This window comes from ANME-2 cluster archaeon, assembly GCA_019429385.1.
Lineage (GTDB): Archaea > Halobacteriota > Methanosarcinia > Methanosarcinales > Methanocomedenaceae > Methanocomedens_B.
On record JAHYIS010000009.1, the window covers coordinates 38377 to 62235 of the forward strand.

Genomic DNA, 23859 nt, shown 5'->3' on the forward strand with positions numbered 1-23859 from the left:
AAATTACTTCATGATATTTAAAACTTAACATGTTATAATTACGATAACAATTTTGTTGATAATTAATAATAATAATTATTCATCAGAGATTGTTTTATATGTGTTTCAACTATAGTACAACCGTGGCTATCATGTACTACGATATTAAATTTTGCATTATTCCCCTGAATGCTACTATTGAATAATTTCCAGTTCTCCAACCCATCCAGGTGTTCCAATACATGTATCTCTTCCTGGATCTCGGATATTAGTCGTTCCTTTAAAAGTAAAGCTAAATTCTCTGCATCTTGTGCACGTAGCACCCCGCTCCCAACACCCTCGCATTCAGATATATTGAGCAGGGGTGCTCGTTCATCCTCAAAGTGCAGGTAAAATGGATATGTCCTGCAAATCCAGGGTCTCCAAAAATAGATACTGCAGGTATTATCATCGTTCAGGAATGTGCATGAACCATTGTTGTGTCTTTTCAATTCCCATTCTAATGAATGCAGGGTATTTTTGTTATCAATGAACTGGGGTGAAGATGGTTTGCATACATCGTACCAGCCAAGATTATTGGCATCCATTATACGAAGTACTTCATCCGGAAAAACTAGGACACTATTATCAGCCTGATGTGAACGACAGCATTCCCCGCATCTCTTACATTCGAATCCTATCGATGTCAACTGTCCGGCAAGTATTATATCGTCCATTTCTTCTGCCATAACCAGCATAGAGTAATTGTCTTTAATTGCCCGGAACGTTTCGAACTCCATGATATTAATCCTGCAAAGATACTATATCTATAAAGGTCATACGTAATAATAATTCAAAACGATTTGGAATAATAGGTGATCTTATGAAAAACATTACGCATTTGATGCTCTTATGCCTTATTTCATCTGTCCTCATTTCGGGATGTCTTGAAACAAAAGAAGCTGTTCCTGCAACAGTAAACCAGACTACACTGGATGAATTGGGGTGGGCACAATATGGAGAAATCGTAACCGATACTATGGTTCAGGATGTTGCTGGAATGGAAATGACAATTAGCACTGCAATGGTCACATACCGTGATGAAAAGTTGATGGGGGAAATGTTACATCAACTTGATAAATTGCTCGGTGCATATGGAATTTCTGCCAGTGGATCAGGAGAGGGACCGTTTGCCTCACAGTTCATTATAATAAGGGTAGCATTTCCAGGTGGCATATCCATACCTGAATCTATGCTCTCAAGTATTATTGACAACCAGATACAGAGTATGACTCAGGAAAGTAATATCCAGGGCTTCCAGGAAGTTAGTCAGGAAAAAGTCACCTTAAATAGCGGTTCCACAGTTACTGCAAGGTCCTTCGAAGGTTACATCAAATCAGGTGATAAAGGTATGGTGTCTGTTAAAGTTCGGAGCGTGCTTGCTGCCTGGAGTGACGATGGAATGTCAACTATCGTTGTTGGCTTAATACCTGCCGATGATCTCGTTATACGCCTCCCTACTGATATGAGAAGTTCAGGCACTTTTACTATCGAAATAGATGAGGCGCAGGAATATCAGAATATATTGACCCTCATAAAGAACGTGGAATAACTAACCCATTTTTTTTGCGGCCAGCTTGATGGCAGTTAACAGGCTGTCCCGCGGCATTATTGTAGCTACAGGGATAGTGAGGACTTTTTCCACAGTAGGGCTGACAATGGGGGCGCATACCAGTGACGTTGCCCCGTCACGCTCGGCTCTGATCGCAGCTACAATGGCTTCTTCCATTGATGTAGCTGAATATTCACGAATGGTTATTAATTTCCCGTCTATTTTCATCTTTTTTTCTATAATATTGTCGAGCACCGGCCTGGCTGCAATCACGGCGATAAAATTGCCTTGTTCGGTACCTTCTATCTTTTTTATGGTTTTGACAATCTGCCTTACTGTTTTCATATTGGGGTCACGATGACCTGATAGTATTTTGTACAGGGTACTTGAAGGTATACCTGATATTTCACTGAACTCGGCTGCCGTCATATCAAGGTCATCCTTGATTACTCTGGACAGCGTTTCCTGGAATGATTCATCTGACTCAAAGGCTGAACGCATGACTTTATCTACTGAATTCATATAATCACCTGAATAATTAGAATGACATTATCACAATAGTATTATATTGGAATTCAGTTTATACTTTTGTACATGATAATTGTTTTTATTGTCAAGATGGCTCGTTTTGGAAAACAATCCCCTCTTTTTTATCCTGATTTTGATAAAAATCATAATCACCATAGGGATATCAACATATGGGTGCCAGGGTGTTGAGATTCAAAATGAAATTGATAATGCCATAACTATCTTTATTATTTAGATAATAGAATTTTATCAGTGATGAATCATACAACGGTTTGCATAATTATTCGATCCAGTATTGCCTCGATTTTGAGAAAAGATGATAGCAATGAATGGTTAATAATTATATGTCGATTGAATTATAATAATTATTAGAAACTTTTTTCATATGATTCCACGAAAACTTAATTTAAATTTGAAACCGTTCCAACTTCTTCGGTTATTATTTGAGACGCAATTCGATATAGCTGTTCTCTCAGATTATTCTGTCGTGATTCGGCAATTTCTATGACTTTTTCTATACCAATATTTAATTTACCATCACCATATTCTTCAAGTTTTGCAATGGTACTGGGTTTCAATGTTGTGTGTATAGATCTTTTCTTTTGTCCATTATTCCATTTCATTGACATGTTAATATCTATTTTATTCTTATTTATCATGCATTTCCCCTCATTGTATATCAGGTAACCTAAGAATTTCATTACATTTAGAGAATGAGATGACATATAATGATACCGATGATTTTATTTGATTTTTAAGGTTTTCTTTGATTTTAATTGTTTATTATAGTTTATTTTAATATTTTAATGTATATTTGCGAGTTTATTCTTTAAAGTGGCATCTTAAATAATAGTTAATATATAAAATTTAAACAATATAATTGCATGTCAACTTTTTTATATATCAAAGGTGAACAGCATGAAGAAAAAATGTGGGAATAGCTGCTACTGATATTGAATTTGATATTAATTGCAAAAACTTACACTGTTTGGTACAGTAAATCTAATCCTGAATCTTGTCTCATGGAATAACAGAATTAAAAAAAAGGGCCCAATGCCCCATCTTACGTAATCTGGTAAGATTGAAAAATTGGGCGTTAGCTTAATCAAAATTTCTCATTCGATTCTACTTTTTATGATTCAAAATTAATAACTTTTAAATCCACGATTGCCTTTTTCAGATTTTCTTTTAGATCTGCAAGATTTGCATCGTTTAGGCACATCATAGCCCTTCTCTTCAAAAAATTCTCGCTCTCCACCTGTGAATTCGAATTCTTCACTACAGTCAGTGCATGTTAAAGTAATATCTTCCATACTTAATTTTCCTTATATATTTTATCAGTATTTTGACGTAATCCATAGTTTATCGTAATGTATTGATAGAATTTATTGTCCCCATCATATCTTGTTATTTTAAAAAAGATTTGACAATCACAAAAAACAATGAATACTTTTTTTCTAAATTTTAATTAGGTCTAAATACTTAATACTCCTACATAGTTATAGCTTCTTAATAAAGGTAATGCTCGTATCCAGTGAGAATTGTGTTAGATCACTAATTTCCCTATTTCCCAAATGTCCAGAATTATGAAATAACATATCTCTGCGTTATTGATATGAAAATGCGACCGCCGGGAATCGAACCCGGATTAGAGGCTTGGGAAGCCACTGTCATACCGCTAGACCACAGTCGCACAAAATCGTCAGTGAATTTTGGTTGGAGATATTCCAATTCGTCTTACTGCCTATTAATCCTTATCCTTTTAACGCCGAACATGAAAAAACATCACCTTTTTATAATCTCCTATCCTTTTAGTTCCACATTATTTAAGATTCATTTTTTTCGAGGACAAGCCAATATGATTGATAGAAACGAAATTATCGATATCCTGCAAGAATACAACTCCACAGAATACAAAATAGGAACCATGGCATCCCATTCAGCTCTGGACGTATTCGATGGCGCTGTAGAAGAAGGTTTCAGTACCTATGCCGTATGTCGCAGCGGCCGGGAACAAACCTATACCAAATATTTCAAGACCGCATGCGATGAAGACGGCAATGTCCTGCGCGGTGTGGTAGACGACTGGGTTGTATACGATCAATTCGATGAGATACTCCAGCCTGATGCACAGCAGAACCTCATTGACAACAACGTTCTGTTCATCCCCAACCGCTCATTCACATCATATTGCGGCATAGACGCAGTAGAAAATGATTTCAGGGTACCTCTTGTAGGCAGCAGGAACTTACTGCGCAGCGAGGAACGTGGCGAAGAACAGGACTACTACTGGCTGCTGGACAAAGCAAACCTACCCTACCCGGAAAAACTGGATGACCCGCAGGATATCGATGAGCTGGTAATGGTAAAACTCCCTCACGCGGTAAAGAAATTAGAACGTGGTTTCTTCTCAGCAGCATCCTATGCCGAATACGTGGAAAAATCAGAAGCACTGCTGTCCCAGAACGTCATCACCCAGGATGCCCTTGACAACGCCCGCATCGAACGTTACATTATCGGCCCGGTCTTTAACCTTGATTTCTTCTACTCACCTCTTGAGGAAGAACTTAGCCCCCTCGAACTACTGGGAATTGACTGGCGGTTCGAGACGAGCCTGGACGGTCATGTCAGGCTGCCTGCACCCCAGCAGATGACACTGAAACCCCACCAGAAAACCCCTGAGTACACAGTTTGCGGCCACAATTCCGCAACTCTTCGTGAATCACTGCTTGAAGAAGCTTTTGAAATGGCTGAAAAATACGTAGCTGCTACCCAGAAATATTACGACCCTGGCATCATCGGTCCCTTCTGCCTCCAAACCTGCGTGGATAAGGACCTCAATTTCCACATCTATGATGTGGCACCCAGGGTAGGTGGCGGTACCAATGTCCATATGTCTGTTGGACATCCATACGGCAATACGGTCTGGCGCGTTCCCATGAGTTCAGGCAGGCGGTTGGCGATGGAGATACGTAACGCTATCGAGATGGATAAACTTGATATGATAGTAACATAAATTCTGCCTCCAGAATGAGGATATATATCAAGACATTCGGCTGTACTGCAAACAAGGCCGACAGTCTCAGGATGAGACAACTGCTAACAGCCGAAGGACATACTTTTACCGATACTGAAGATTCCGCTGAAATGGTGCTGGTGAACACCTGCACCGTTACCTGTACTACCCAACGGCATGTCCTGAAATATATCCGCTCGGTCTCTGGTTCAGGAAAACAGGTCACTGTGGCTGGATGCCTTTCCGCAGCACAACCCGAAACACTTAAAGATATAAACTGCAGGATTATCATTCCATCCTCCCTGGAAGATATAATTAATATAACAGGGGATGAGGGAAATGAAACCGATATAACCCCGGATTCAGGCAACGCTATACCTTTGATTGAAGAGGTGACCGGGATTGTCAGCATTTCACAGGGTTGTGTGGGACATTGTTCTTACTGCATTGTAAGGCAGGCCAGGGGTGAATTGATAAGCCGTTCCATACCCGAAATCGTTCAGGAGGTCAGGTCTATGATAGCTTCTGGTGCCAAAGAGCTCCAGCTCAGTTCACAGGATATTTCAGCTTACGGACTGGATACAGGAGTCCGCCTGCCTGAACTCCTGAAAGCATTGAACGCTATTGATGGTGACCATATGATCAGAGTAGGGATGATGAATCCATTCACTATACTTGATATTGTTGATGAGGTTGCTGATGCATTCAAAGAAACACACATATTTAAGTTCCTGCACCTGCCTATCCAGTCCGGTTCTGAACGAGTACTGGAATCCATGAACCGCAAGCATACTGTTGACGAGTTCAAGCTCATCGTACAAGCATTCAGGGAAATGTTCCCCTCTATCATCCTGTCAACGGATTTTATCGTAGGATATCCTACCGAGACCAATGAGGATTTTAACGCAACGCTAGAACTGCTGGAAAATATTAAACCTCAAAAGGTCAACATTACACGTTACTCCCCACGACCCAATACCCCGGCATCCCTGCTGTACGATATGCCTGACAGGTTTAAAAAAGAGCGCTCCAGAGTACTCACAAACTCACATCATGATCTGACCCGGGCAATATTACAGAGTAAGATAGGAGAACAAACCCGCATACTAACAACCCATGCCGGTAAGAATAATTCTACTGTTGGACGAGATAATTACTATAACATGGTAGCGGTTCGTGAAAATCTACCGCTGGGTGAGTGGCATAACGTTACCATTGTAGATTCAACTATCACCTATCTGATAGGCGAAGTTCAAAAGGAGGAACAAACGAATAAATAAATGATTTAGATAAAAAAAAGATGCGGGGCATTATACCCCGTTGCATAAGATTTATTCCTATATATCAGGTATCTATGCATCTATACATATCTTTTAATGATGGCCTTTGTCAGTCACCTTTTCTGCCTGTTGCTTCTTGAATGTTATTTCTGTAGCATCCAAACAAGTCTCACACAGATTTACTTCTTTCTCCTTGTAATAGGGCTCGCTGAAATCCGGGACTTTTAATCCGACACTATACAGCTTTTCGTCTTTCTTGCTGCACAGGTCACATTTTTTTCCTTTTGCTTCAACACGAGTACTATTGGCTTTATGGGTAGCGTTGGTACATTCCTCGCATATGCCCATCCACATTCCGGTAGGGAAAGCTTTCCTGAATCTCGGCACGTCAGGTTTCACAGGACAAAGAGTAGGTCTTGATACACCGCATAGATCACAATCTCCCATTTTTTTCACCTCCTATAGTCCCAATACATTCGCTGCACTTGCTGCCCAGTTGATAAAAGGTTCCGGAACAATACCTATTGCCAGGACACCTATCAATGCCAGAAAAATAGCAAGTGAATATGCTCTGGGTAAGGCCAATTTCTCACTGGACGGGGGTGGCAACACATACATATATTTCACGACCCTGGCATAATAATACAGGGACAATGCACTGTTCAATATGGCAATAGTCACTAAGAACACAAATCCGCCTTTCAATACTGAATAGAACAGGATGAACTTGCTGACAAAACCTGCCGTTGGTGGAATGCCAGACAGGGCGAACAGGAATATCATGATGCAAAATGCCAAAAATGGCGACCTTTTACCAAGACCAGCGAAATTATCCAGATGGTCAACGTCCTTTGCACTGCTGTTTTCCTTCACTAACATATAGCCCAGTGCTGCTACAGCAATGAAAGCACCTGTTTTCATGAAAGCATGGGACATAACATACAGGACTGCACCTGTCAGTGCTTCTGGCGACATTACCACAAATACCATGGAAATGTACCCAGCCTGTGCCACAGAAGAATACGCTAACATTCGCTTCAAGCTTCTCTGGCTAAGAGCAACTACATTACCAATAGTCATGGTAAGTATGGCAAGAATAGTGAACACTATTGCCATATCTACCTTGACAGCTATCATTGCAATCAACAATACCCTGAAAGCTGCCACAAAGGCCATCTTCTTTGACCCGGCTGCCAGTAGTGCCGATATCACGGTAGGTGCGCCCTGATATGTATCCGGCGCCCACATATGGAATGGTACCAGAGCCATCTTGAATCCGAAACCAGCGACGATCAGCATCATCGCCATTATACCTAATGGACTCTGGATGACGGTTGGATTGGCACTAAAGAATTCTGCGATGTCACTGACATTGGTCAGGCCACCGCTCAAACCGTATAAATATGACAACCCAAACAACAACAAGGTAGACGACAGGGCACCTACAATAAAGTACTTTATAGCAGCTTCCATACTGCTTGGGTCCTTTTTGTTGAACCCTGCCAGAGCATATGTGGACAAACTTGCCAGTTCAAACCCGATGAATATAGTCACAATATCCACTGCTGAGGCAACTACCATCATACCGATAGTTCCGAACAGTATCAAAGTGTAATATTCATCCTGGTTCTGATGATTATCATATTGTTTTAGTGATGCTATGACAACAATTAATGACACCAGTAAAAACGTCAGTTTAAAGAACTGGCTCATCGGGTCAATTGTCAGGGAATCTGCTATTATACCTTCCAACGGGAAACCATAAGTTCCCCTGAATACCACGATAAGACTGGCCAAAACAAGAGATAGTCCGGCAATATACCCCAAAGCCCTTTTCTCTTTCGCCTCAAGACCCAGGCCTATCAACATTATGGCAAGTGCGCTAATGGTCAATATTATTTCCGGAGCAAATTGAGATATCAAATCAACGAAAGTCATATTACATCACTCCTGGAATGATTTTACTGGCATATTCAAACACATTCATCACTGGTGCAGGATATACTCCGAAAAGTATTATCAGTAATACCAGTATTGCCATTGGTATCATCTCGTAGACTGCCAGGTCATGAGGTTCACCAAGTTTTTCATTGTAACTGCCAAACATGGCTCGTTGCATCGCCCATAAGTGATATCCGGCTGTAGCCACAATACCCAACATTGCCAGGAGTGCAAATACAGGCAATGTTAGATAACTTCCTGTCAATACCAGGAACTCGGCAACAAAACCACTCATAGCCGGAAGTCCCAGTGAAGCCATAAATCCGGCCATCATCAGGAAAGCAAGTTTAGGCATCCTGTCTGCTAATCCACCCAGTTCAGAGATCTTCCGGGTATGCACAGTGTGCTGTATAACACCAACACTCATGAAAAGCACGGCAGTGATCAATCCATGACTGAATTGCTGGAACATGGCACCACTTACTGACATGAAATTGAATGCGGCTGCACCCAGCATAACATATCCCATATGGGCTACACTGCTGTATGCCACCATCTTTTTCATGTCCTTCTGCGCAAGTGCCAAAAATGTTGCATACAATATGCTTACCACAGCCAGCACCGCCATTAGAGTGATTATATCTGAGCGATATTGTCCCAGACCATTAATCATCGGCAATAGTACCCTGAAAAGACCGTATCCGCCCATCTTGAGCAACACGCCGGCAAGCAGTACACTGCCTGCTGTTGGTGCCTCAACATGGGCATCTGGCAACCAGGTATGGAATGGAACAGTGGGCATCTTGACCAAAAACCCAAAGAACAGGGCAAGGAAGATGGCAACTCTCATTTCAGGAGATGCTATATCTGCAAATGCCTGTAACAACACTGGTATCTCAAAGGTATTTACACCAGTACTGAAATACAAGGCAAATATACCCAGTAACATCACAAGACTGGCAACATGGGTGTAAATAAAGAATTTAATGGCTGCATAATCCTTGTTAGGACCACCCCAGATACTTATCAGGAAGTATAGCGGTATCAATGTCAGTTCCCAGAATATGTAGAACAGGAAGAAATCAAGGGCCATGAACACCCCGAACACTCCAGCCTGCAGTACTAGTATCAAAGCAAAGAACTGGTTCGGTTGTTTATTCTCTCCCCATGCATAAATTACAGTCAATGGACAGAGTATTGCATTTAACAGTATCAGCGGCATACTGACTCCGTCAGCACCAAGATAATAATTTATTCCCAAACTGCTTATCCAACTGATCTTTTCCACGAACTGGAATTTCAGGAAGGCCAGACCGGAATTGAACTGGAGATATATCATTACTGTAAGTACCAAAGGTACTGCTGAAGCAATTAACGCTATCATCCTTGCTGATTCACGGGTTTTGGTGAAAAGTGTAATTGCTGCACCTATGAGTGGGATGAACAATATTAATGAAAGCACGCTATCCATCTTAAATCACTCCAAATGTTAATACCAAAGCTAACAAAGCAACCCCTAAAATCGTTGCAGTGGCATAGTTCTGCACGACACCTGTTTGTATCTTTTTCAAGACTTCTGCTCCTCCTATGATAAACGAACTGATGCCATCAATGATACCATCCACGATCTTACGGTCACTGAACTCACCTGTCAATGCAAGTACACCATAGGTAAACTTCAGGGATATCAGTTCAATGAATATCTCGTGCTGGTAATATCGTTTGGCAAGTATCCTGTAAAGTGGATTTCGCATATTCCCTATGGATGCTACACTGAACATCCGTTTGTGGTATATGGCCCAGGATATTGCTAATCCAAGTAACCCGGCAATAACCGGCAGCATCATGATAAGTGTATCGTGTGCGAGTGTCAGATGTACGATCGGATTTTCAGGGATATGATATCCGCCCCTCTCGGCAAGTCCGTGGATGTAACCGCTGGGATCTATCTCTTCAAAGAACTCATTCTCATAAGTAGTCTCAAGATAGTGGATGAACGGTGAGAAGGTAAGAGCACCGAATACCAGGGCCAATGCAGCCAGGATCATTAAAGGTACTGTCATAGTTGAAGGAGATTCATGTGCATGTCTTTCCTGACGGGGTTTTCCCGTAAAGGCCATGAACCATAGTCTGAATGTATATATAGACGTCAGCAATGCAGCGGCTACTCCAAAGAAAAATATCAAAGAGCCGTAAGCACCACCAAAGTGTAAGTAGGAATACGCACCTTCAAGGATAATCGCATCTTTGCTGATAAAACCACTGGTACCGAGCTTTATGGCACCGATACTTACGGGAATACCTATACCCGCCAATGCGAGCGAAGAAATCAACATAGTAATGGCTGTGATCTTCATTTTACCATACAGACCACCCATCTCACGCAGGTCATTGGTTCCCACTGCATGAATGACACTACCGGCACACAGGAACAAACATGCCTTGAAGAAAGCATGGTTGATCAGATGGAACATGGCGAAGCCTACTGCTTCGGCACCGATTATAGCACCGACACCCAATCCCATCATCATATAACCCAATTGGCTGATCGTGGAAAATGCCAGCACCCGTTTGATATCATTCATCACCAGTCCCATAGTGGATGCGAACAGGGCCGTGAACCCGCCAATCAATGCAACAATGATAAGTGATTCAGGTGCTGCAATGAACATTGGGAACGTCCTGGCAACAAGATATACACCAGCCGTTACCATTGTGGCCGCATGGATCAAGGCCGAAACGGTTGTCGGGCCTTCCATGGCATCCGGCAGCCATACATGGAGCGGGAACTGCCCGCTCTTGCCCACAGCACCACCAAAGAACAACAATGTGATGATAGTTAGCTGGTCTGTTGGTATAAGCGTTAAATGTGCAAATATTGTCTTGAACTGGAGCAGGTACACAGTCCCGTGACTACCAACTTCGGGAAGTACGTGCGTGTACATGTTGAAATATAATATCACAATACCTGCCAGGAACAGTACATCACCCACCCGGGTTGTTAAAAATGCCTTCTTGGCTGCAGCTGCAGCCGAAGGTTTGCGGAACCAGAACCCGATGAGGAGATACGAACACAGACCTACCAGTTCCCAGGCAATGAAGAACTGGAGGATATTGTCAGCCAGGACTACACCAAGCATGGCAGCTGTGAAAAGTGCCGTTTCTGCGAAATACCTGGTCTGACCAGGATCATGTGACATGTAACCCAGGGCATATATGTGAATAAGCAAACTTACGAACGTAACCATCATCAACATCACAATAGCCAGCGGGTCAATGAAAATGCCAACATTCAGCACGCTGAACCAGTGAGCTGATTGTTCTACGGTTCCATGTTCTGGATATATCTGCAAAAATATTAGTACAGATATGATAAATGACAGTGCAATTGCTACTATTGGTATGTGTCCACCGCCATGGGGCATTTTTTTGCCAAAGGCAAGGGTAAGAACAAAGGCAAGTACTGGCAAGCCCGGAATTAAGAATGCTAAAGAACCAAAATCCATATTTACCACCTCAAAATATTGATGTTGTCAATATTGACATTGCCCCTGGACCGGAAGATGTTCATCAGTATTGCGAATCCTATTGCCGCTTCAGCCGCTGCCAGCGCAATGCTGAACAGTACAAAAACATGACCGTTGACCTGGCTGAAATGTGCTGAAAATGCTACCAGGTTGATGTTTGCTGCATTGAGCATCAGCTCAACACACATCATGATCATGATTCCTGAACGCAGTGTCATTACACCATAGACCCCAATGCTGAAGACTATAGCAGAAACAATGAGATAATAACTAACCGGTAACATTACTCCTCCTCCTTTTTGGCCATGTAAATACTCCCTAACAACGCCGCTAACAGGACAAGCGAAAGAACCTCAAAGGGAATCACATATTGGGTGAACAAAAGGCTTCCAACATGTTCAACCGCACTTGGGTCCTTTGAGCCGTCATTCCAAATAGTAAAATCAATGGATTTGGCATCACCCCAGGAATTGGATGCAGAAGCACTCAATATGGCGAGTACAAATGCTGCAACCAGAAGAAGTGCAGTCGCCAGGTTAATAATATTTCCAACTTTACCCGATAATTGTTCCATCTTTAGTCCACCTCCTGTCCTCTGTTGGTAAGCATCACTGCAAACAAGATCATCACGCCAATAGCTCCAACATATACCAAAATCTGTACAACAGCTATGAACTGCGCGCTAAGCAGTACATAGAACCCTGCTGCACTCATCATAGCTATAATGCAATGAAAAGCGCTGTGAACAACTTCCTTTGATCTAACCACCATAATGGATGAACCAATCATGATCATTGATATTATCGCGAAAGGTATTATTTGAAGATCTATCATTTCTTATATCCCCCGGTCCTTCCTTCAAGTTCAGCTTTATTTGGAGCTGCGAGTTGATCTGGACTGTAGATCGTCTCTGCCCTGGTCCAACAGGCCAATTCGAAATGTTTTGTCATAGACAGTGCCCCGTTTGGACAAAATTCAACACATAATCCGCAGAACATGCAATGCCCGTTATCAAATTGTGGATACCATTTCCCGGATTTTACAATCTCAATGACATCATTGGGACACATCTGGGAACATATGCCACAACCCACACATTTATCCTTATCCAGATGTTGCTGCCCCCTGAATGCATCAGGAAGTTCCATAATCTCTTCCGGGTACAGTCTCGTTACAGATTTTGTATATACATTGCGAAGTGTCAAATATAAATTTTTCAGTACCATCTCTTTCCCCTCCTCAGGCCCACATTAATCCAATGATAGTTGACCACACCAGATTTAGCAATGCAAGTGGGATCAATACTTTCCAGCCGATGTCACTTACCTGGTCGATCCTTAACCTGGGTAATGCACCACGTATCCATATCATGATCATGATCACAACAATTGTCTTAATAAGCACCCAGAAGATACCGGGAATCCACAAATTACCGATAATCGGGAGTCCATTCCATCCCCCCAGGAATATCAGGCTTACCACAAATGCGCCAACCACTGCATGGAAATATTCAGCAAAGAATGCCAGACCCCATCTCATACCACTATATTCCGTAGCCCACCCTGCAATGAGTTCTTCCTCTGCTTCTGTCTGGTCAAATGGTATTCGTCCCACATCAGCCAGCAAGGCGATGCCAAATACGATAAATCCCAATGGCTGTAAAATAAGGAACCATAAACTTGACTGGGCTTCCACGATCTCAACAATATCCAGCGAATGTGCCATCACTGCCACACTGATAATTGAAATACCTAAGGGAACTTCATACCCGATCATCTTTGCAATGTTCCTGAATCCTGCAAGCAACGAATATTTACTGCCTGAACCCCAGCCTGCCATAAATATACCAAAAATTGCCAATCCTGAAACCGCTTCCAGATAAAGAATACTGACATCCATTCGGGATACAGCTACAGCATATTCATTCCCTTTGATCATAAGGAGGTCAAAAGGGATTACTGCCACCATTAAAAAACCGGACGTAAGTGCGACAATTGGGGCACCGATAAATAACCATTTATCTGCATTGGCAGGTATAACATCTTCTTTCGTGAATAGTTTGATGGCATCAGCGATCAGCTGTAATAAACCGAACCGGCCCCCAACACGGTTCGGTCCGATCCTGGATTGGATATCTCCCAGGAATTTTCGCTCAAGATATACCATTAAAAGCGCTCCTCCAAATACACATCCGATCACAACTCCACCAAGTAAGCCCCTAACCCAGGGTGATAATTCCCAGGTTGAAAAGAACCAGACAAGAAAATTCATAATTCCCTCATATATTTCAACAAATATTCCCATACTATCCCACCTCCTACCTGTCGACCTCACTGGTACATGAATCCATACTCGCAGCTATTGCTGCCACATCTGCCACATATGTTCCCACCAATAATGGGGGAAGTGCCTGTGCCGTAGCAAATGCGGGACCCCTGATTCTGAATCGATATGGTTTATCTGAACCATCTGAAATAATATACATTCCCATCTCTCCCCTTGGATCTTCAGTACGACTATACACCTCTCCCGGTTTGGGCCGTGTAATATAAGGCATTACATCCTGCTTGTATTTGCCAGAAGGCATCTGGTCCAGAACCTGCTCAATAATGTAGATGCTCTCAAGGATTTCCAACAGTCTTACTTTGACACGAGAAAATACATCGCCATCAGTCTGGGTGATCACATTGAAATCAAGTTCATCGTATACCAAATATGGCTCGACCCGCCTCAGATCATATTCCACACCTGACGCTCTCAAAGGTGGTCCTGCCACTCCAAGTTCTTTTGCTTGCTTGGCAGTTAATACTCCCACACCTTTTGTCCTCTTGAGATAAATAGAATCACTGGACAACATCCCATCGTGGGATTTGATCATCTTCTTCAACTCGCCCAGGGTTTTTAATGCCATCTCTTTATAACCCGGTGGAAGGTCATTTGCCACTCCGCCAAACCGTGCATAATTATGGTTCAACCTTGAGCCTGTAATAGCTTCCAGCAGAGATACGACTCCTTCCCTCTCCCGTACCATATAAATGAACATGGTCAAAAAGCCCACATCTGTTGTATATTCACCTATTCCCAACAGATGGCTCTGTATCCTGCAAAGCTCATTGGTCAATACCCTGAGATATTTTGCACGGTCTGTAGGTTCTATACCCAGTAATTCCTCTACACCCCGACAATATACATCATTATTGGAATTAGAGGCAAGGTAACATATCCTATCACTAAGTGGCAGGATCTGGATATATGTCCTGTCTTCAAACACCTTTTCCATACCTTTATGGATATACCCGATCTTGAGTTCGGCCTCTCGTATGGTCTCACCCTCTATCTTCAGGTCAAGCAAAAAAGGACCTGGTTGCAGCGGATGCTGTGGTCCAAGATGCAAGAGAATTTCAGACGGCCTGGGTGGGGAAGTAATTTGAGTTGATTCATGCGTCATTTTTCATCACCTATGTTGGATTGGGATATCCTGCGTAATCTTTTCGCAGTGGCCATTCTCCTTCCATATCTTCCGGTAGTAATAAGACCTTCAAATAAGGACAATCATTAAATCGTATACCAAAAAGTTCGTACGTTTCCCGTTCATACCAATTTGCATTCCAGTAGATATCACAAAGTGAGTCGATCTTCGGATCATCCCTGGGTATTGAAGCTTTTAATGTTATGACCAAAGGTCCGGAATATGATGTGATATGATATACCACTTCCATCTTATCAGGAGGATAATCCACACCTGATAAACAGGAAAGATGGTCAAACCCTTTGTCAAGTAAAAATTGCATGATCTCTTTAACCTTGCTTGAATCGATCCTGGCTACCGCCCTGTTAAGTGAGGGGACGTCCACACCGGACACTGCATTTGGGAACTTGTCAGATAATTCAATCATTATGGTTTTATCAATCATTTCTTTTACTGCTCCTTCTTCTCCCATATGTTACACCCCTTTGTCTGCTGGATTTGGAACTGCAGTCCTGTCCTGCTGTGCTTCGATCTTTTTCTGAAGCTGTATGAAACCCTCAAGAAGAGCTTCGGGTCTTGGCGGACACCCGGGAATGTAGATATCCACCGGGAATATTTCATCCATATTGATAACAGTACTATATGATTCCCACCATGGGCCGCCGGAAATTGCACATTCTCCCATCATCAATATCCACTTAGGTTCCACCATCTGGTCCCATACTCTTTTCAATGCAGGTAGATATTTTTTGGTAACATAACCGCTTATCATCATCACATCAGCCTGTCTTGGGGATGCACGCGGGATGATACCGAACCTGTCAGTATCATAGTGTGCGACACCCACGCATATCTGTTCAATTCCACAGCAACCCATTGGATGGGTCATAAACCATAATGAATTCTTTCGGCCCCAGTTTACCAGTTTTTGCAGGGGAGAACTCTTTATAAAATCATGTATTGCACTGGTAGTGGTGAATGCAACATTCGATGGCAGCTCGATCTCTATTTCACCCACTGTAAAACCCCCTTCTTCCATGCATAAACATATCCCAGAAACACAACCAGTAAGAATAAAAACATCTCAAACACAGCAAGCCCCGTACTGAACCCAAAAATAGCATCCTTTACCGTATTGTTCACATATATGGTTACCCATGGATACAAGAATAAGACCTCAACATCGAACAATACAAAAAGTATCGCCAATGCATAATATTCAACATTGAACATAATGTTCGCACTACCAGTGGGCACAGAACCGCTTTCATATGTCGTGAACTTGGCCGGCGACCTGCTTCTTGGCGATAACTGCTTTACCATAAACATTATTGCCAGAGGAATCACTAACCCAAATAGTACGAAGATAGCTACAGGTATAAAAGTATCAATAATCTCCATATCATCACCTAAATGTCCTAACGAAGTTGAGTTAGATTATATGTATAAAAATGTTATGAAATAATTTTCATTAGACCAAAGGCTAAACAAATCCCAAGTATGCCGATTATTGCATACAAATCACTTTGAATCCAACTCGGATTTAGATATAATTAAAAAGATATTATAAAAAATAGGAAAACATAATAATTAAGCAGGTCAGCTCCCTGAGGAGCATAACCTACCCTATACGACCTATTGTATCGTTGCCAGAGGCTCGAGATCCAGTCTGTTAGATTCGAGCTGTTGAATTGCGATTTCAGCTACCCGCTTTCCTGATATCAGCATGCCACCAAAGGTCGGACCCATTCTGGGCAGGCCATGTACGGTGGCTACAGCCATTCCCGTGGCCAGCAATCCCGGATATACCTCACCAGTATATTCTACAAGGAGATCCTCGCTGCGGCTTACCCACATACCGCCAAAACCTTTCATAGCTACCATACCCCTTTTCACCAGGCTGTTCACTACAATTGCATCATGCCCGGTTGCATCGATTACCAGTTTTGATTCCACTGCAACAGGGTCCACGCAGGTAATAGCCCTGGGAAGTGCACCCACAGGCGTCCAGTTGATGACTACTCCAGCCACGCGGCCTTCGCGCATGACAACATCATCCACCTTGGTCATGTTTATTATCTTTGCACCTGCATCGCAGGCAGCAGCTATCAGTTTGGAGCAGGCATGTGGTCCGTTTGCCATGAACAATCCGGGCTCAACTTCCTCGTATGGTACCCCTATCTCATCCAGCACGACCTGGCCGGGAGCCCGCACGGTCAGTTTGTTCATAAGGTAACCGCCTATCCAGAAACCGCCACCAAGATAGTTGTTAGATTCAAATATCACGACATTTTTTCCAGCAGATGCCAGTTCTTTTGCTGCCACAAGACCGCTGGGGCCTCCACCAACGATCGCAACATCAGATTCGATAATGGTATTAAAATCCCTTGTAAATCCATTGATTATTGCTCTCGTTACCTGTTTCTCATCTATATGGTCAAATTTTATCATAAAATCACCCGTGGTGCACAATCAGTTATAGTGAACAATGTTGGTTTGTTAATTCACACCGTTAACTTATCCATTCAAACAATATATCCTTTTTGGAATCGAAAAATATTAAAGTGGCCTGGTCTTTACAATGTCTGACTCGATATCATCCATCTCATGAACGAAAGCACTGGCAATTTCCCCGGCCAGTCCCATTACGTCCATGATACCCAGCAAATCCAGACATGCTACCCTGACATCCGGTGGTGTACCCTCACACGAGATGTTCATACCAAAATGTACTTTTTCTGAAGAGATACCTGCTGTAGCTATGCTTACTGAAAGTTTACCTTTTTCAACAAACAGGTCATCGCCATTACGCTTTGATTCTATGCCATGCTGTGCTAAAACATCCTTTGCACACACAACAAGCATACGTTGTATGAAATATGCAAGCTTCATACTGGCAGGGGAATCAAAACGCTCCACGATAAAATGCAACAGGTCTCCACCCTTTATAGCCTTGTGGTTCTGCAGGTCTTCAAGGTCCTTTACATTAGCATCGGGAATGTCCATGGCTCCCCTGAATACCACGATACTGTTGCCAGGGATACCTATTGAATATGCCCATAACGGGTTTATCTGCGACCCGTCATAGTCCAGTGTTTTCGGTAATATCCGAACTGAAATAGAATTGGTTTCCATAAAAAAAATTATTCTGGTTTTTTGCCCAATATTATTTCAATGGCTGACACATTAGATTCACCGCGTTCGGAAGTTACTTTTTCGGTCGAGATAATAATATCTTTTACTTCCATGTCAGTCAAAAATCTGTTCCTTGCGACCTCAGCAACATCGACCGCCCTTGATATTGCTCTTCCCCGTGCCTTAATGGTCACAATCTCAGCACCACTATTGTATTGGGTTACCACTGCGAGTACATAGTTCATCACTGGTTTATTACCGACAAATACTACATCGTCATTTTCCATTTCGTCACCTCACCGAAAATCAAAGGAGATATTATAGGTTTAAACTATGTTACATATAACTTTCTCTTAACGTTTCTGAGGCACAGCTCAATGAGAAAGCATTCTTGCATCCACAGCATATGCCCCGTCTGGATAAACCACAAGAGGATTAATGTCCAGTTCAAGTATTTCAGGATATTTATCAAGCAATAACGACAATCCTGTAATTACGTCGATAATTTTTTCCATGTCTACTGCCGTTCTCCCCCTGGCTCCCCCCAGGATGGGACTACCTTTGATCTCAAGAATCATCTGTCGCGCCATCTCCCTGTCCACGGGTGTCACCCTGAAGGAAACATCCCTGCATATCTCTACAAATATACCTCCCAGACCGAACATTATTACATGACCGAACTGAGGGTCACGTTTTGCACCGACTATCACTTCCAGGCCGGGTTGTGCCATCTTCTGGAGCACCACACCCTTAATCCTGGCATTGGAGACCATTGAAATCACACGCTCCATCATTGTATGGTATGCCGCCTCCACTTCCCCATCTGAACCCAAACTGAGAACAACACCTCCAACATCACTTTTATGACTGATATCAGGAGACAATATCTTCATGACCACCGGATAACCGAGCACGTTCGCTGCATCCACCGCTTTTGCGGCCGTTGATGCCCGGATCATAGGTAATACCGGGATATTTGCATCCCTAAGCCGTTCCCATATCACTTCTTCCATCAAACCCTCTCCTTTACGTTCTCAAGGAAACCATGATGTTTGACCAGTGACGCAAGTGCTTTCACTGCCCTCTCAGGTACCGGATAATTAGGAAGTCCTCCCTCTTTCAGGATATTCACACCTTTCTCTGTACCTGCTCCGCCCATCCAGCATGCAATAATAGGTTTGCTGCATGTGCCTCTGTGAATATCCACTATGGCCCTGGCAGAGATACTTGCATCCCACATTACCGTATGCACATATATCACAATCATAGCATCGATGTTCGGGTCAAGCAGCATCTGCCTCACGATACCGTTGTACACATCATATCCCGCCAGTCCGGCTGTATCCACTGGATTTCGTGCAGAAGCAAAACCAGAAACCAGTTCCTTTATCCTCTCCCTTGTTTCAAGCTGCAGTTCAGGTATATCGAGACCCATCCTTTCACATGCATCTGATGCAATGATACTGGCACCGCCACCATTAGAGATTATCCCAACGCGTTTCCCTCTGGGTGCAGGCTGGACCGATAAGGCAAGTGCCGAATCGAACAGGTCATCGATATTTTCCACCCTGATAATACCGGCCTGCTTAAATGCTGCACTGTATACCTCATCTGACCCTGCAAGACTACCTGTATGGGAGAAAACCGCTTTAGAACCGCTCTCGGTACGCCCGGCCTTCACTGCCAGTATGGGTTTTGATATCCTTTTTGCCACATTCATAAACTCCCGACCCCGATTGACACCCTCCACATACATGGCTATCACATTTGTGTTCGAGTCCTCATCCAGGTATTCCAGCAGATCAACATCATCAATGTTTGCCTTATTTCCCGTACTTACCACAATGTTCAGACCCAAACCCATCTCCATGGTCCAGTCAGCCAGTGCCAGCCCAAGCGTGCCGCTTTGCGTGATGAACGAAATGCCGCCAGGATTTGGCAGCCTTGAGATGATACTGGCATTCATACCGATTTTTGAATTGACGACACCCAGGGTATTGGGGCCAATGAGCCGCATTCCATAACGTTCAATGATCTCAATTAACCGTTTTTCAAGTTGCCGTCCCTCATCTCCGGTCTCGCTGAAACCTGCCGTTATCATTATTATTCCTTTTATCCCCTTCTTGCCACACTCATCAGTAACTTCAAAGACCAGGGAAATAGGTACCGCTATTACGGCCAGGTCAACCGGTCCAGGTATATCCAGCACAGAACTGTAGCATGTCCGACCCAGGATTTCCTGTTCCCGTGGATTCACCGGGTACACTTCACCTTTAAATCCGCTATCAAGCAAGTTCTTTACTATGCTATTCCCCCATTTACCAGGACTGGCAGATGCACCAACCACAGCAATGGAATCTGGTTCAAATATGGATTTTAATGTCAAAAATATCTACTTCCTGTACGTCATAGCTTTGGATACCCGATGTCGGGCAATAGACTCAGCGGCCTTTCGAGGGGTCATGGCTTCTTTACGTGACAACTCAAGCACTTCCCTGGTATTGTTCTTTATGGTCATTTCGATCTTTTCAAATGCCTGCTTCTCAGTTCCACCCAGATATTCAACAGAAGCTGTTATAACCCCGCCAGCATTGGCTACAAAGTCTGGAACACACAGCACCCCCCTTTCAAAAAGCTGATTTTCAGCTTCAAGTGTCGCAGGTATGTTAGCACCTTCAATTACTAATTTAGCATCCAGCGCATCGGCATTACTCTCTGTGATGACATCAGGCCGGGCGGCTGGCACGAATATATCTGTACTGATATTCAACAGGTCAGAGGTATGCAGTTTTTCGCCGTCCCTGTAATTGAGCACCGAGCCAGTGGATTTTTTTACATTGATAAGTTCCTCCAGGTTCAGGCCGCCGGGATTATAGATGGTGCCTTTGGAATCACTGGTGGCAATCAATACTACACCTTTCCTTGTCAGGAACCTGGCAGTATGTTTGCCCACGGCCCCGAAACCTTCAACGGTGAGCCGGGCGCTTTTCAGGTCAAGGTCGATAAATTCTGCTGCTATTTCGGCACTTATGGCTACACCAAAACCTGTGCTGCCAATTTCATCAAGTGGAATGCCGCCCACCACCCCGGGCAGTCCCACAGCCCTGCCAATTTCGTCCCTGATATACGCCATCTCGGTCTCGCTGGTACCCATATCAGGCCCTGGTATATATTCAATGATATGACGTATCTTCCGTGCAAAAGCACGGATAAGTGCTTCCTTTTCAGGCAGTGCCGGGTCAGCGATAATACCAGATTTCCCGCCGCCGTAAGGCAGGCGTGCCATTGCGTTCTTCAAGGTCATTGCACGGGCAAGCCTGGCAACTTCAACAGTTGTAACCTCAGGTGACATCCTGATACCGCCCATGGCAGGTCCTGCGGCAGTATTATCAACTACCAAAATGGCCTTCAATCCTGTATTTATATCTGACATATATACTATGAGTTCAGGTCCCAGATCATCCGCCAGATGAAATATATCAAATTCAATCCCATATCCCATTTCATACCACCAAATATTTTGTATACGTCGTTTTTGATTTAATAATATTGTTGATAGTATTTCAATGAATTAATAAGGTTTATAAGATGTGTCAAATATATTGCAAATACCATGATACGAAAGTGTCCGAAACACGGCTATTTCAGAGGAGAAGTTTGCCATTGCGGTGACGAAGGCAGATACGTACTTGATACAGAACGCACCGAACGGATGGGGCGTTTTATTTCCGGTGCACTGCGGCATTTTCCTGATGACCTTGGACTGGCTATGGACCAGCACGGCTGGGTGAGCCTGGACGTCCTCGTTGACGTTATGATGACCAGATACCCCTGGGCATCTGCTAATCGACTGATAGGTATGGTTGAATCTGACGTAAAGGAAAGGTACCAGATAGCTGGGAACAGCATCCGTGCCCGTTATGGACATTCCATTAATGTAGATATGGATTTTCCAGAAAATGACCTGGAAGAACTGTTTTACGGTGTTAGCCAGGAAGAATCTGACATGATAAAGGAAATGGGTATCAAACCAATACGCCAGAGGTATGTCCACATGAGCACCACGTACGAAAAGGCTTTGGAAGCTGCCAGTGTGCATACTGAAGACCCTGTGATATTCAGGATAGATGCCTTCACTGCTATGGATGACGGCATAGTGATGATGAAAGTAAACGACCTTATAGTGCTCTCTGAGGAAATTCCGCCCAGGTATATCGAAGTCATGAAGACCGGGTGAACGGTGGAGATTGACTTATCGAAATACCTCCATGATATCCTTTTTACTGATTTATTTATAGTAATAATTATAGATAAATCCTGAAAAGCCCACCCTCCTGCGCCTCGACCCCGAACGTAACATCTAAAAACTGCTCCACAACCCAGATATTGGTCCTGGTATGTTCAGATACCTCCCGCACCGTGAAGCTCCCGCTTCCTGCCAGACCCATATAGGGTATCAACTGGTCGGCCAGGTGCATGTCCACTGCTGCACCCGAATCAAGCTCGGCAATTATCTCAACGGCAGCAGCCTGTCCCACTTTTTCAGCAGGCAATCCCCTTTTACCCAGGGTACTGACGCCCGTGTATCCACTCCACAGAGTAATTCCACTGCCTGTTGACGGGCATCTTAAGTTTTCCGTATCAATTGAAGCACCATAACCAGCCGCATCCAGCACAGCCAGGGCTGAATCAGCCTGCCGTCTGGATACATGCTCGGGTAAGTTAGAACTGTGGGAAATGCCACAAACGGTAATATGCCCTCTCTCATTGTCGATATAAAATTTATTCTCACGTCCTATTTGCTGCTTTCCGTGCCACATCTTTTGCTCTTGCTTACGTCCCTGTTCCCGCCCTAACTCTACACCGACGAGGACGGACGGAGCAATTTCGGCCCTCACCTTTCCGCCGCCCTTCGGATAATAACCACGCTGCTTTACCTTGATACTGCACTCCAGCCCCATTGACATAAGTACCGGCAGCAGCACGTAGAACATATAATCCACCGGCGGCGACCATGCAACATCGGTCCCACCGGTAATATCCAGCGTGATGCGCTCCTTTGATGCGGCGGCGGCAGGCATCAGGCACTGCAACAGCAAGGTAATACTGCCTGCAGTACCGATATCAACGTCATAATGCCCTCCATTAATGTCCTGTGGTATAAATGTCAGCTTGCTGGAGCCTATTTTCAGTCCCTCCACCTGTGCCCCGGTCATCTTTGCAGCTGTTTTGACCGCCATGAGGTGCTGGCTTTTCAGTCCAGGCTGGGGTCGGTTTACACGTATATTGTGAATGGTAACAGCTTCCCCCAACACCGCACTCAGTGCCACAGCTGTGCGGATTATCTGGCCGCCGCCCTCACCGTATGATCCGTCTAAGGTCTTCACCTTGTA

28 protein-coding genes and 1 tRNA gene are annotated in these 23859 nt (G+C 43.7%); 4 read left to right on the forward strand and 25 right to left on the reverse strand.

Going from position 1 to position 23859, the window contains the following annotated elements:
* Positions 1–62: 62 nt before the first annotated feature.
* Positions 63–758, reverse strand: a complete 696-nt coding sequence (locus K0A89_04890) for a YkgJ family cysteine cluster protein (GenBank protein ID MBW6517820.1) — start codon at positions 756–758, stop codon at positions 63–65.
* An 83-nt stretch (positions 759–841) separates the two neighbouring features.
* Between K0A89_04890 and K0A89_04895 the strand changes: the two genes are divergently transcribed.
* On the forward strand, positions 842–1570 hold the full coding sequence (locus tag K0A89_04895) for a hypothetical protein (protein ID MBW6517821.1): 729 nt from the start codon (positions 842–844) through the stop codon (positions 1568–1570).
* Here K0A89_04895 and K0A89_04900 read toward each other — a convergent pair whose 3' ends face one another.
* From K0A89_04900 to K0A89_04915, 4 genes are all read right to left on the reverse strand, one after another.
* Positions 1571–2092, reverse strand: coding sequence for a helix-turn-helix domain-containing protein (locus K0A89_04900; GenBank protein MBW6517822.1), 522 nt, complete (start codon positions 2090–2092; stop codon positions 1571–1573). It lies immediately after the preceding gene.
* Between the two features lie 407 nt (positions 2093–2499).
* Positions 2500–2757: a hypothetical protein gene (locus K0A89_04905; protein ID MBW6517823.1), complete on the reverse strand. Its 258-nt coding sequence runs from the start codon at positions 2755–2757 to the stop codon at positions 2500–2502.
* A gap of 486 nt (positions 2758–3243) precedes the next feature.
* Positions 3244–3411 carry a zinc-ribbon domain-containing protein gene (locus K0A89_04910; protein MBW6517824.1) on the reverse strand — a complete coding sequence of 56 codons (168 nt, stop codon included), beginning with the start codon at positions 3409–3411 and terminating at the stop codon, positions 3244–3246.
* Positions 3412–3720: 309 nt separating this feature from the next.
* Positions 3721–3791: transfer RNA gene (locus K0A89_04915), tRNA-Gly, on the reverse strand.
* Positions 3792–3956: 165 nt separating this feature from the next.
* On the opposite strand from K0A89_04915, the gene K0A89_04920 reads away from it, so the two are divergent.
* Positions 3957–5114, forward strand: a complete 1158-nt coding sequence (locus K0A89_04920) for a formate--phosphoribosylaminoimidazolecarboxamide ligase family protein (protein MBW6517825.1) — start codon at positions 3957–3959, stop codon at positions 5112–5114.
* Between the two features lie 14 nt (positions 5115–5128).
* A complete protein-coding gene (locus tag K0A89_04925) occupies positions 5129–6394 on the forward strand; it encodes a tRNA (N(6)-L-threonylcarbamoyladenosine(37)-C(2))-methylthiotransferase (protein MBW6517826.1) in 1266 nt (421 codons plus the stop codon).
* 93 nt (positions 6395–6487) lie between these two features.
* Here K0A89_04925 and K0A89_04930 read toward each other — a convergent pair whose 3' ends face one another.
* The 19 genes from K0A89_04930 to K0A89_05020 all read right to left on the reverse strand — a co-directional run bounded on the left by K0A89_04930 (position 6488) and on the right by K0A89_05020 (position 21944).
* Positions 6488–6841: a F420H2 dehydrogenase subunit FpoO gene (locus tag K0A89_04930; protein MBW6517827.1), complete on the reverse strand. Its 354-nt coding sequence runs from the start codon at positions 6839–6841 to the stop codon at positions 6488–6490.
* A 12-nt stretch (positions 6842–6853) separates the two neighbouring features.
* Entirely contained in the window at positions 6854–8332 is a 1479-nt protein-coding gene (locus K0A89_04935; GenBank protein MBW6517828.1) for an NADH-quinone oxidoreductase subunit N, read from the reverse strand.
* Position 8333: 1 nt separating this feature from the next.
* The gene (locus K0A89_04940) at positions 8334–9806 is read right to left on the reverse strand and encodes an NADH-quinone oxidoreductase subunit M (protein ID MBW6517829.1); all 1473 of its coding nucleotides are present in this window, start codon (positions 9804–9806) and stop codon (positions 8334–8336) included.
* 1 nt (position 9807) lies between these two features.
* Positions 9808–11841 carry an NADH-quinone oxidoreductase subunit L gene (gene nuoL / locus K0A89_04945; protein ID MBW6517830.1) on the reverse strand — a complete coding sequence of 678 codons (2034 nt, stop codon included), beginning with the start codon at positions 11839–11841 and terminating at the stop codon, positions 9808–9810.
* A gap of 2 nt (positions 11842–11843) precedes the next feature.
* Entirely contained in the window at positions 11844–12146 is a 303-nt protein-coding gene (gene nuoK, locus K0A89_04950; protein MBW6517831.1) for an NADH-quinone oxidoreductase subunit NuoK, read from the reverse strand.
* The gene (locus K0A89_04955; protein ID MBW6517832.1) at positions 12146–12436 is read right to left on the reverse strand and encodes an NADH-quinone oxidoreductase subunit J; all 291 of its coding nucleotides are present in this window, start codon (positions 12434–12436) and stop codon (positions 12146–12148) included. Before K0A89_04955 ends, nuoK begins: the two co-directional genes overlap by 1 nt.
* A gap of 2 nt (positions 12437–12438) precedes the next feature.
* Positions 12439–12696: an NADH-quinone oxidoreductase subunit J gene (locus K0A89_04960; GenBank protein ID MBW6517833.1), complete on the reverse strand. Its 258-nt coding sequence runs from the start codon at positions 12694–12696 to the stop codon at positions 12439–12441.
* A complete protein-coding gene (locus K0A89_04965; GenBank protein MBW6517834.1) occupies positions 12693–13088 on the reverse strand; it encodes an NADH-quinone oxidoreductase subunit I in 396 nt (131 codons plus the stop codon). Before K0A89_04965 ends, K0A89_04960 begins: the two co-directional genes overlap by 4 nt.
* A 13-nt stretch (positions 13089–13101) precedes the next feature.
* A complete protein-coding gene (nuoH, locus tag K0A89_04970) occupies positions 13102–14166 on the reverse strand; it encodes an NADH-quinone oxidoreductase subunit NuoH (protein ID MBW6517835.1) in 1065 nt (354 codons plus the stop codon).
* A 13-nt stretch (positions 14167–14179) separates the two neighbouring features.
* Entirely contained in the window at positions 14180–15310 is a 1131-nt protein-coding gene (locus K0A89_04975; protein MBW6517836.1) for an NADH-quinone oxidoreductase subunit D, read from the reverse strand.
* A 10-nt stretch (positions 15311–15320) separates the two neighbouring features.
* Entirely contained in the window at positions 15321–15776 is a 456-nt protein-coding gene (locus tag K0A89_04980; protein MBW6517837.1) for an NADH-quinone oxidoreductase subunit C, read from the reverse strand.
* 30 nt (positions 15777–15806) lie between these two features.
* The gene (nuoB, locus tag K0A89_04985; protein MBW6517838.1) at positions 15807–16370 is read right to left on the reverse strand and encodes an NADH-quinone oxidoreductase subunit NuoB; all 564 of its coding nucleotides are present in this window, start codon (positions 16368–16370) and stop codon (positions 15807–15809) included.
* On the reverse strand, positions 16337–16732 hold the full coding sequence (locus tag K0A89_04990) for an NADH-quinone oxidoreductase subunit A (protein MBW6517839.1): 396 nt from the start codon (positions 16730–16732) through the stop codon (positions 16337–16339). The genes nuoB and K0A89_04990 overlap by 34 nt, the downstream gene beginning before the upstream one ends.
* A gap of 234 nt (positions 16733–16966) precedes the next feature.
* The gene (locus K0A89_04995) at positions 16967–17782 is read right to left on the reverse strand and encodes a sulfide-dependent adenosine diphosphate thiazole synthase (protein ID MBW6517840.1); all 816 of its coding nucleotides are present in this window, start codon (positions 17780–17782) and stop codon (positions 16967–16969) included.
* 108 nt (positions 17783–17890) lie between these two features.
* On the reverse strand, positions 17891–18466 hold the full coding sequence (locus tag K0A89_05000) for a DUF366 family protein (protein MBW6517841.1): 576 nt from the start codon (positions 18464–18466) through the stop codon (positions 17891–17893).
* Between the two features lie 8 nt (positions 18467–18474).
* The gene (albA, locus tag K0A89_05005; protein MBW6517842.1) at positions 18475–18753 is read right to left on the reverse strand and encodes a DNA-binding protein Alba; all 279 of its coding nucleotides are present in this window, start codon (positions 18751–18753) and stop codon (positions 18475–18477) included.
* Between the two features lie 87 nt (positions 18754–18840).
* Positions 18841–19479, reverse strand: coding sequence for an acetate--CoA ligase family protein (locus K0A89_05010; protein ID MBW6517843.1), 639 nt, complete (start codon positions 19477–19479; stop codon positions 18841–18843).
* Complete coding sequence (locus K0A89_05015) at positions 19479–20852, reverse strand: CoA-binding protein (protein MBW6517844.1); 1374 nt, start codon at positions 20850–20852, stop codon at positions 19479–19481. Before K0A89_05015 ends, K0A89_05010 begins: the two co-directional genes overlap by 1 nt.
* Positions 20853–20858: 6 nt before the next feature.
* A complete protein-coding gene (locus K0A89_05020; protein MBW6517845.1) occupies positions 20859–21944 on the reverse strand; it encodes a Glu/Leu/Phe/Val dehydrogenase in 1086 nt (361 codons plus the stop codon).
* 135 nt (positions 21945–22079) lie between these two features.
* On the opposite strand from K0A89_05020, the gene K0A89_05025 reads away from it, so the two are divergent.
* Positions 22080–22703 carry an RNA 2'-phosphotransferase gene (locus K0A89_05025; protein MBW6517846.1) on the forward strand — a complete coding sequence of 208 codons (624 nt, stop codon included), beginning with the start codon at positions 22080–22082 and terminating at the stop codon, positions 22701–22703.
* 67 nt (positions 22704–22770) lie between these two features.
* Here K0A89_05025 and K0A89_05030 read toward each other — a convergent pair whose 3' ends face one another.
* Positions 22771–23853, reverse strand: a complete 1083-nt coding sequence (locus K0A89_05030) for an RNA 3'-terminal phosphate cyclase (GenBank protein MBW6517847.1) — start codon at positions 23851–23853, stop codon at positions 22771–22773.
* Positions 23854–23859: the final 6 nt, after the last annotated feature.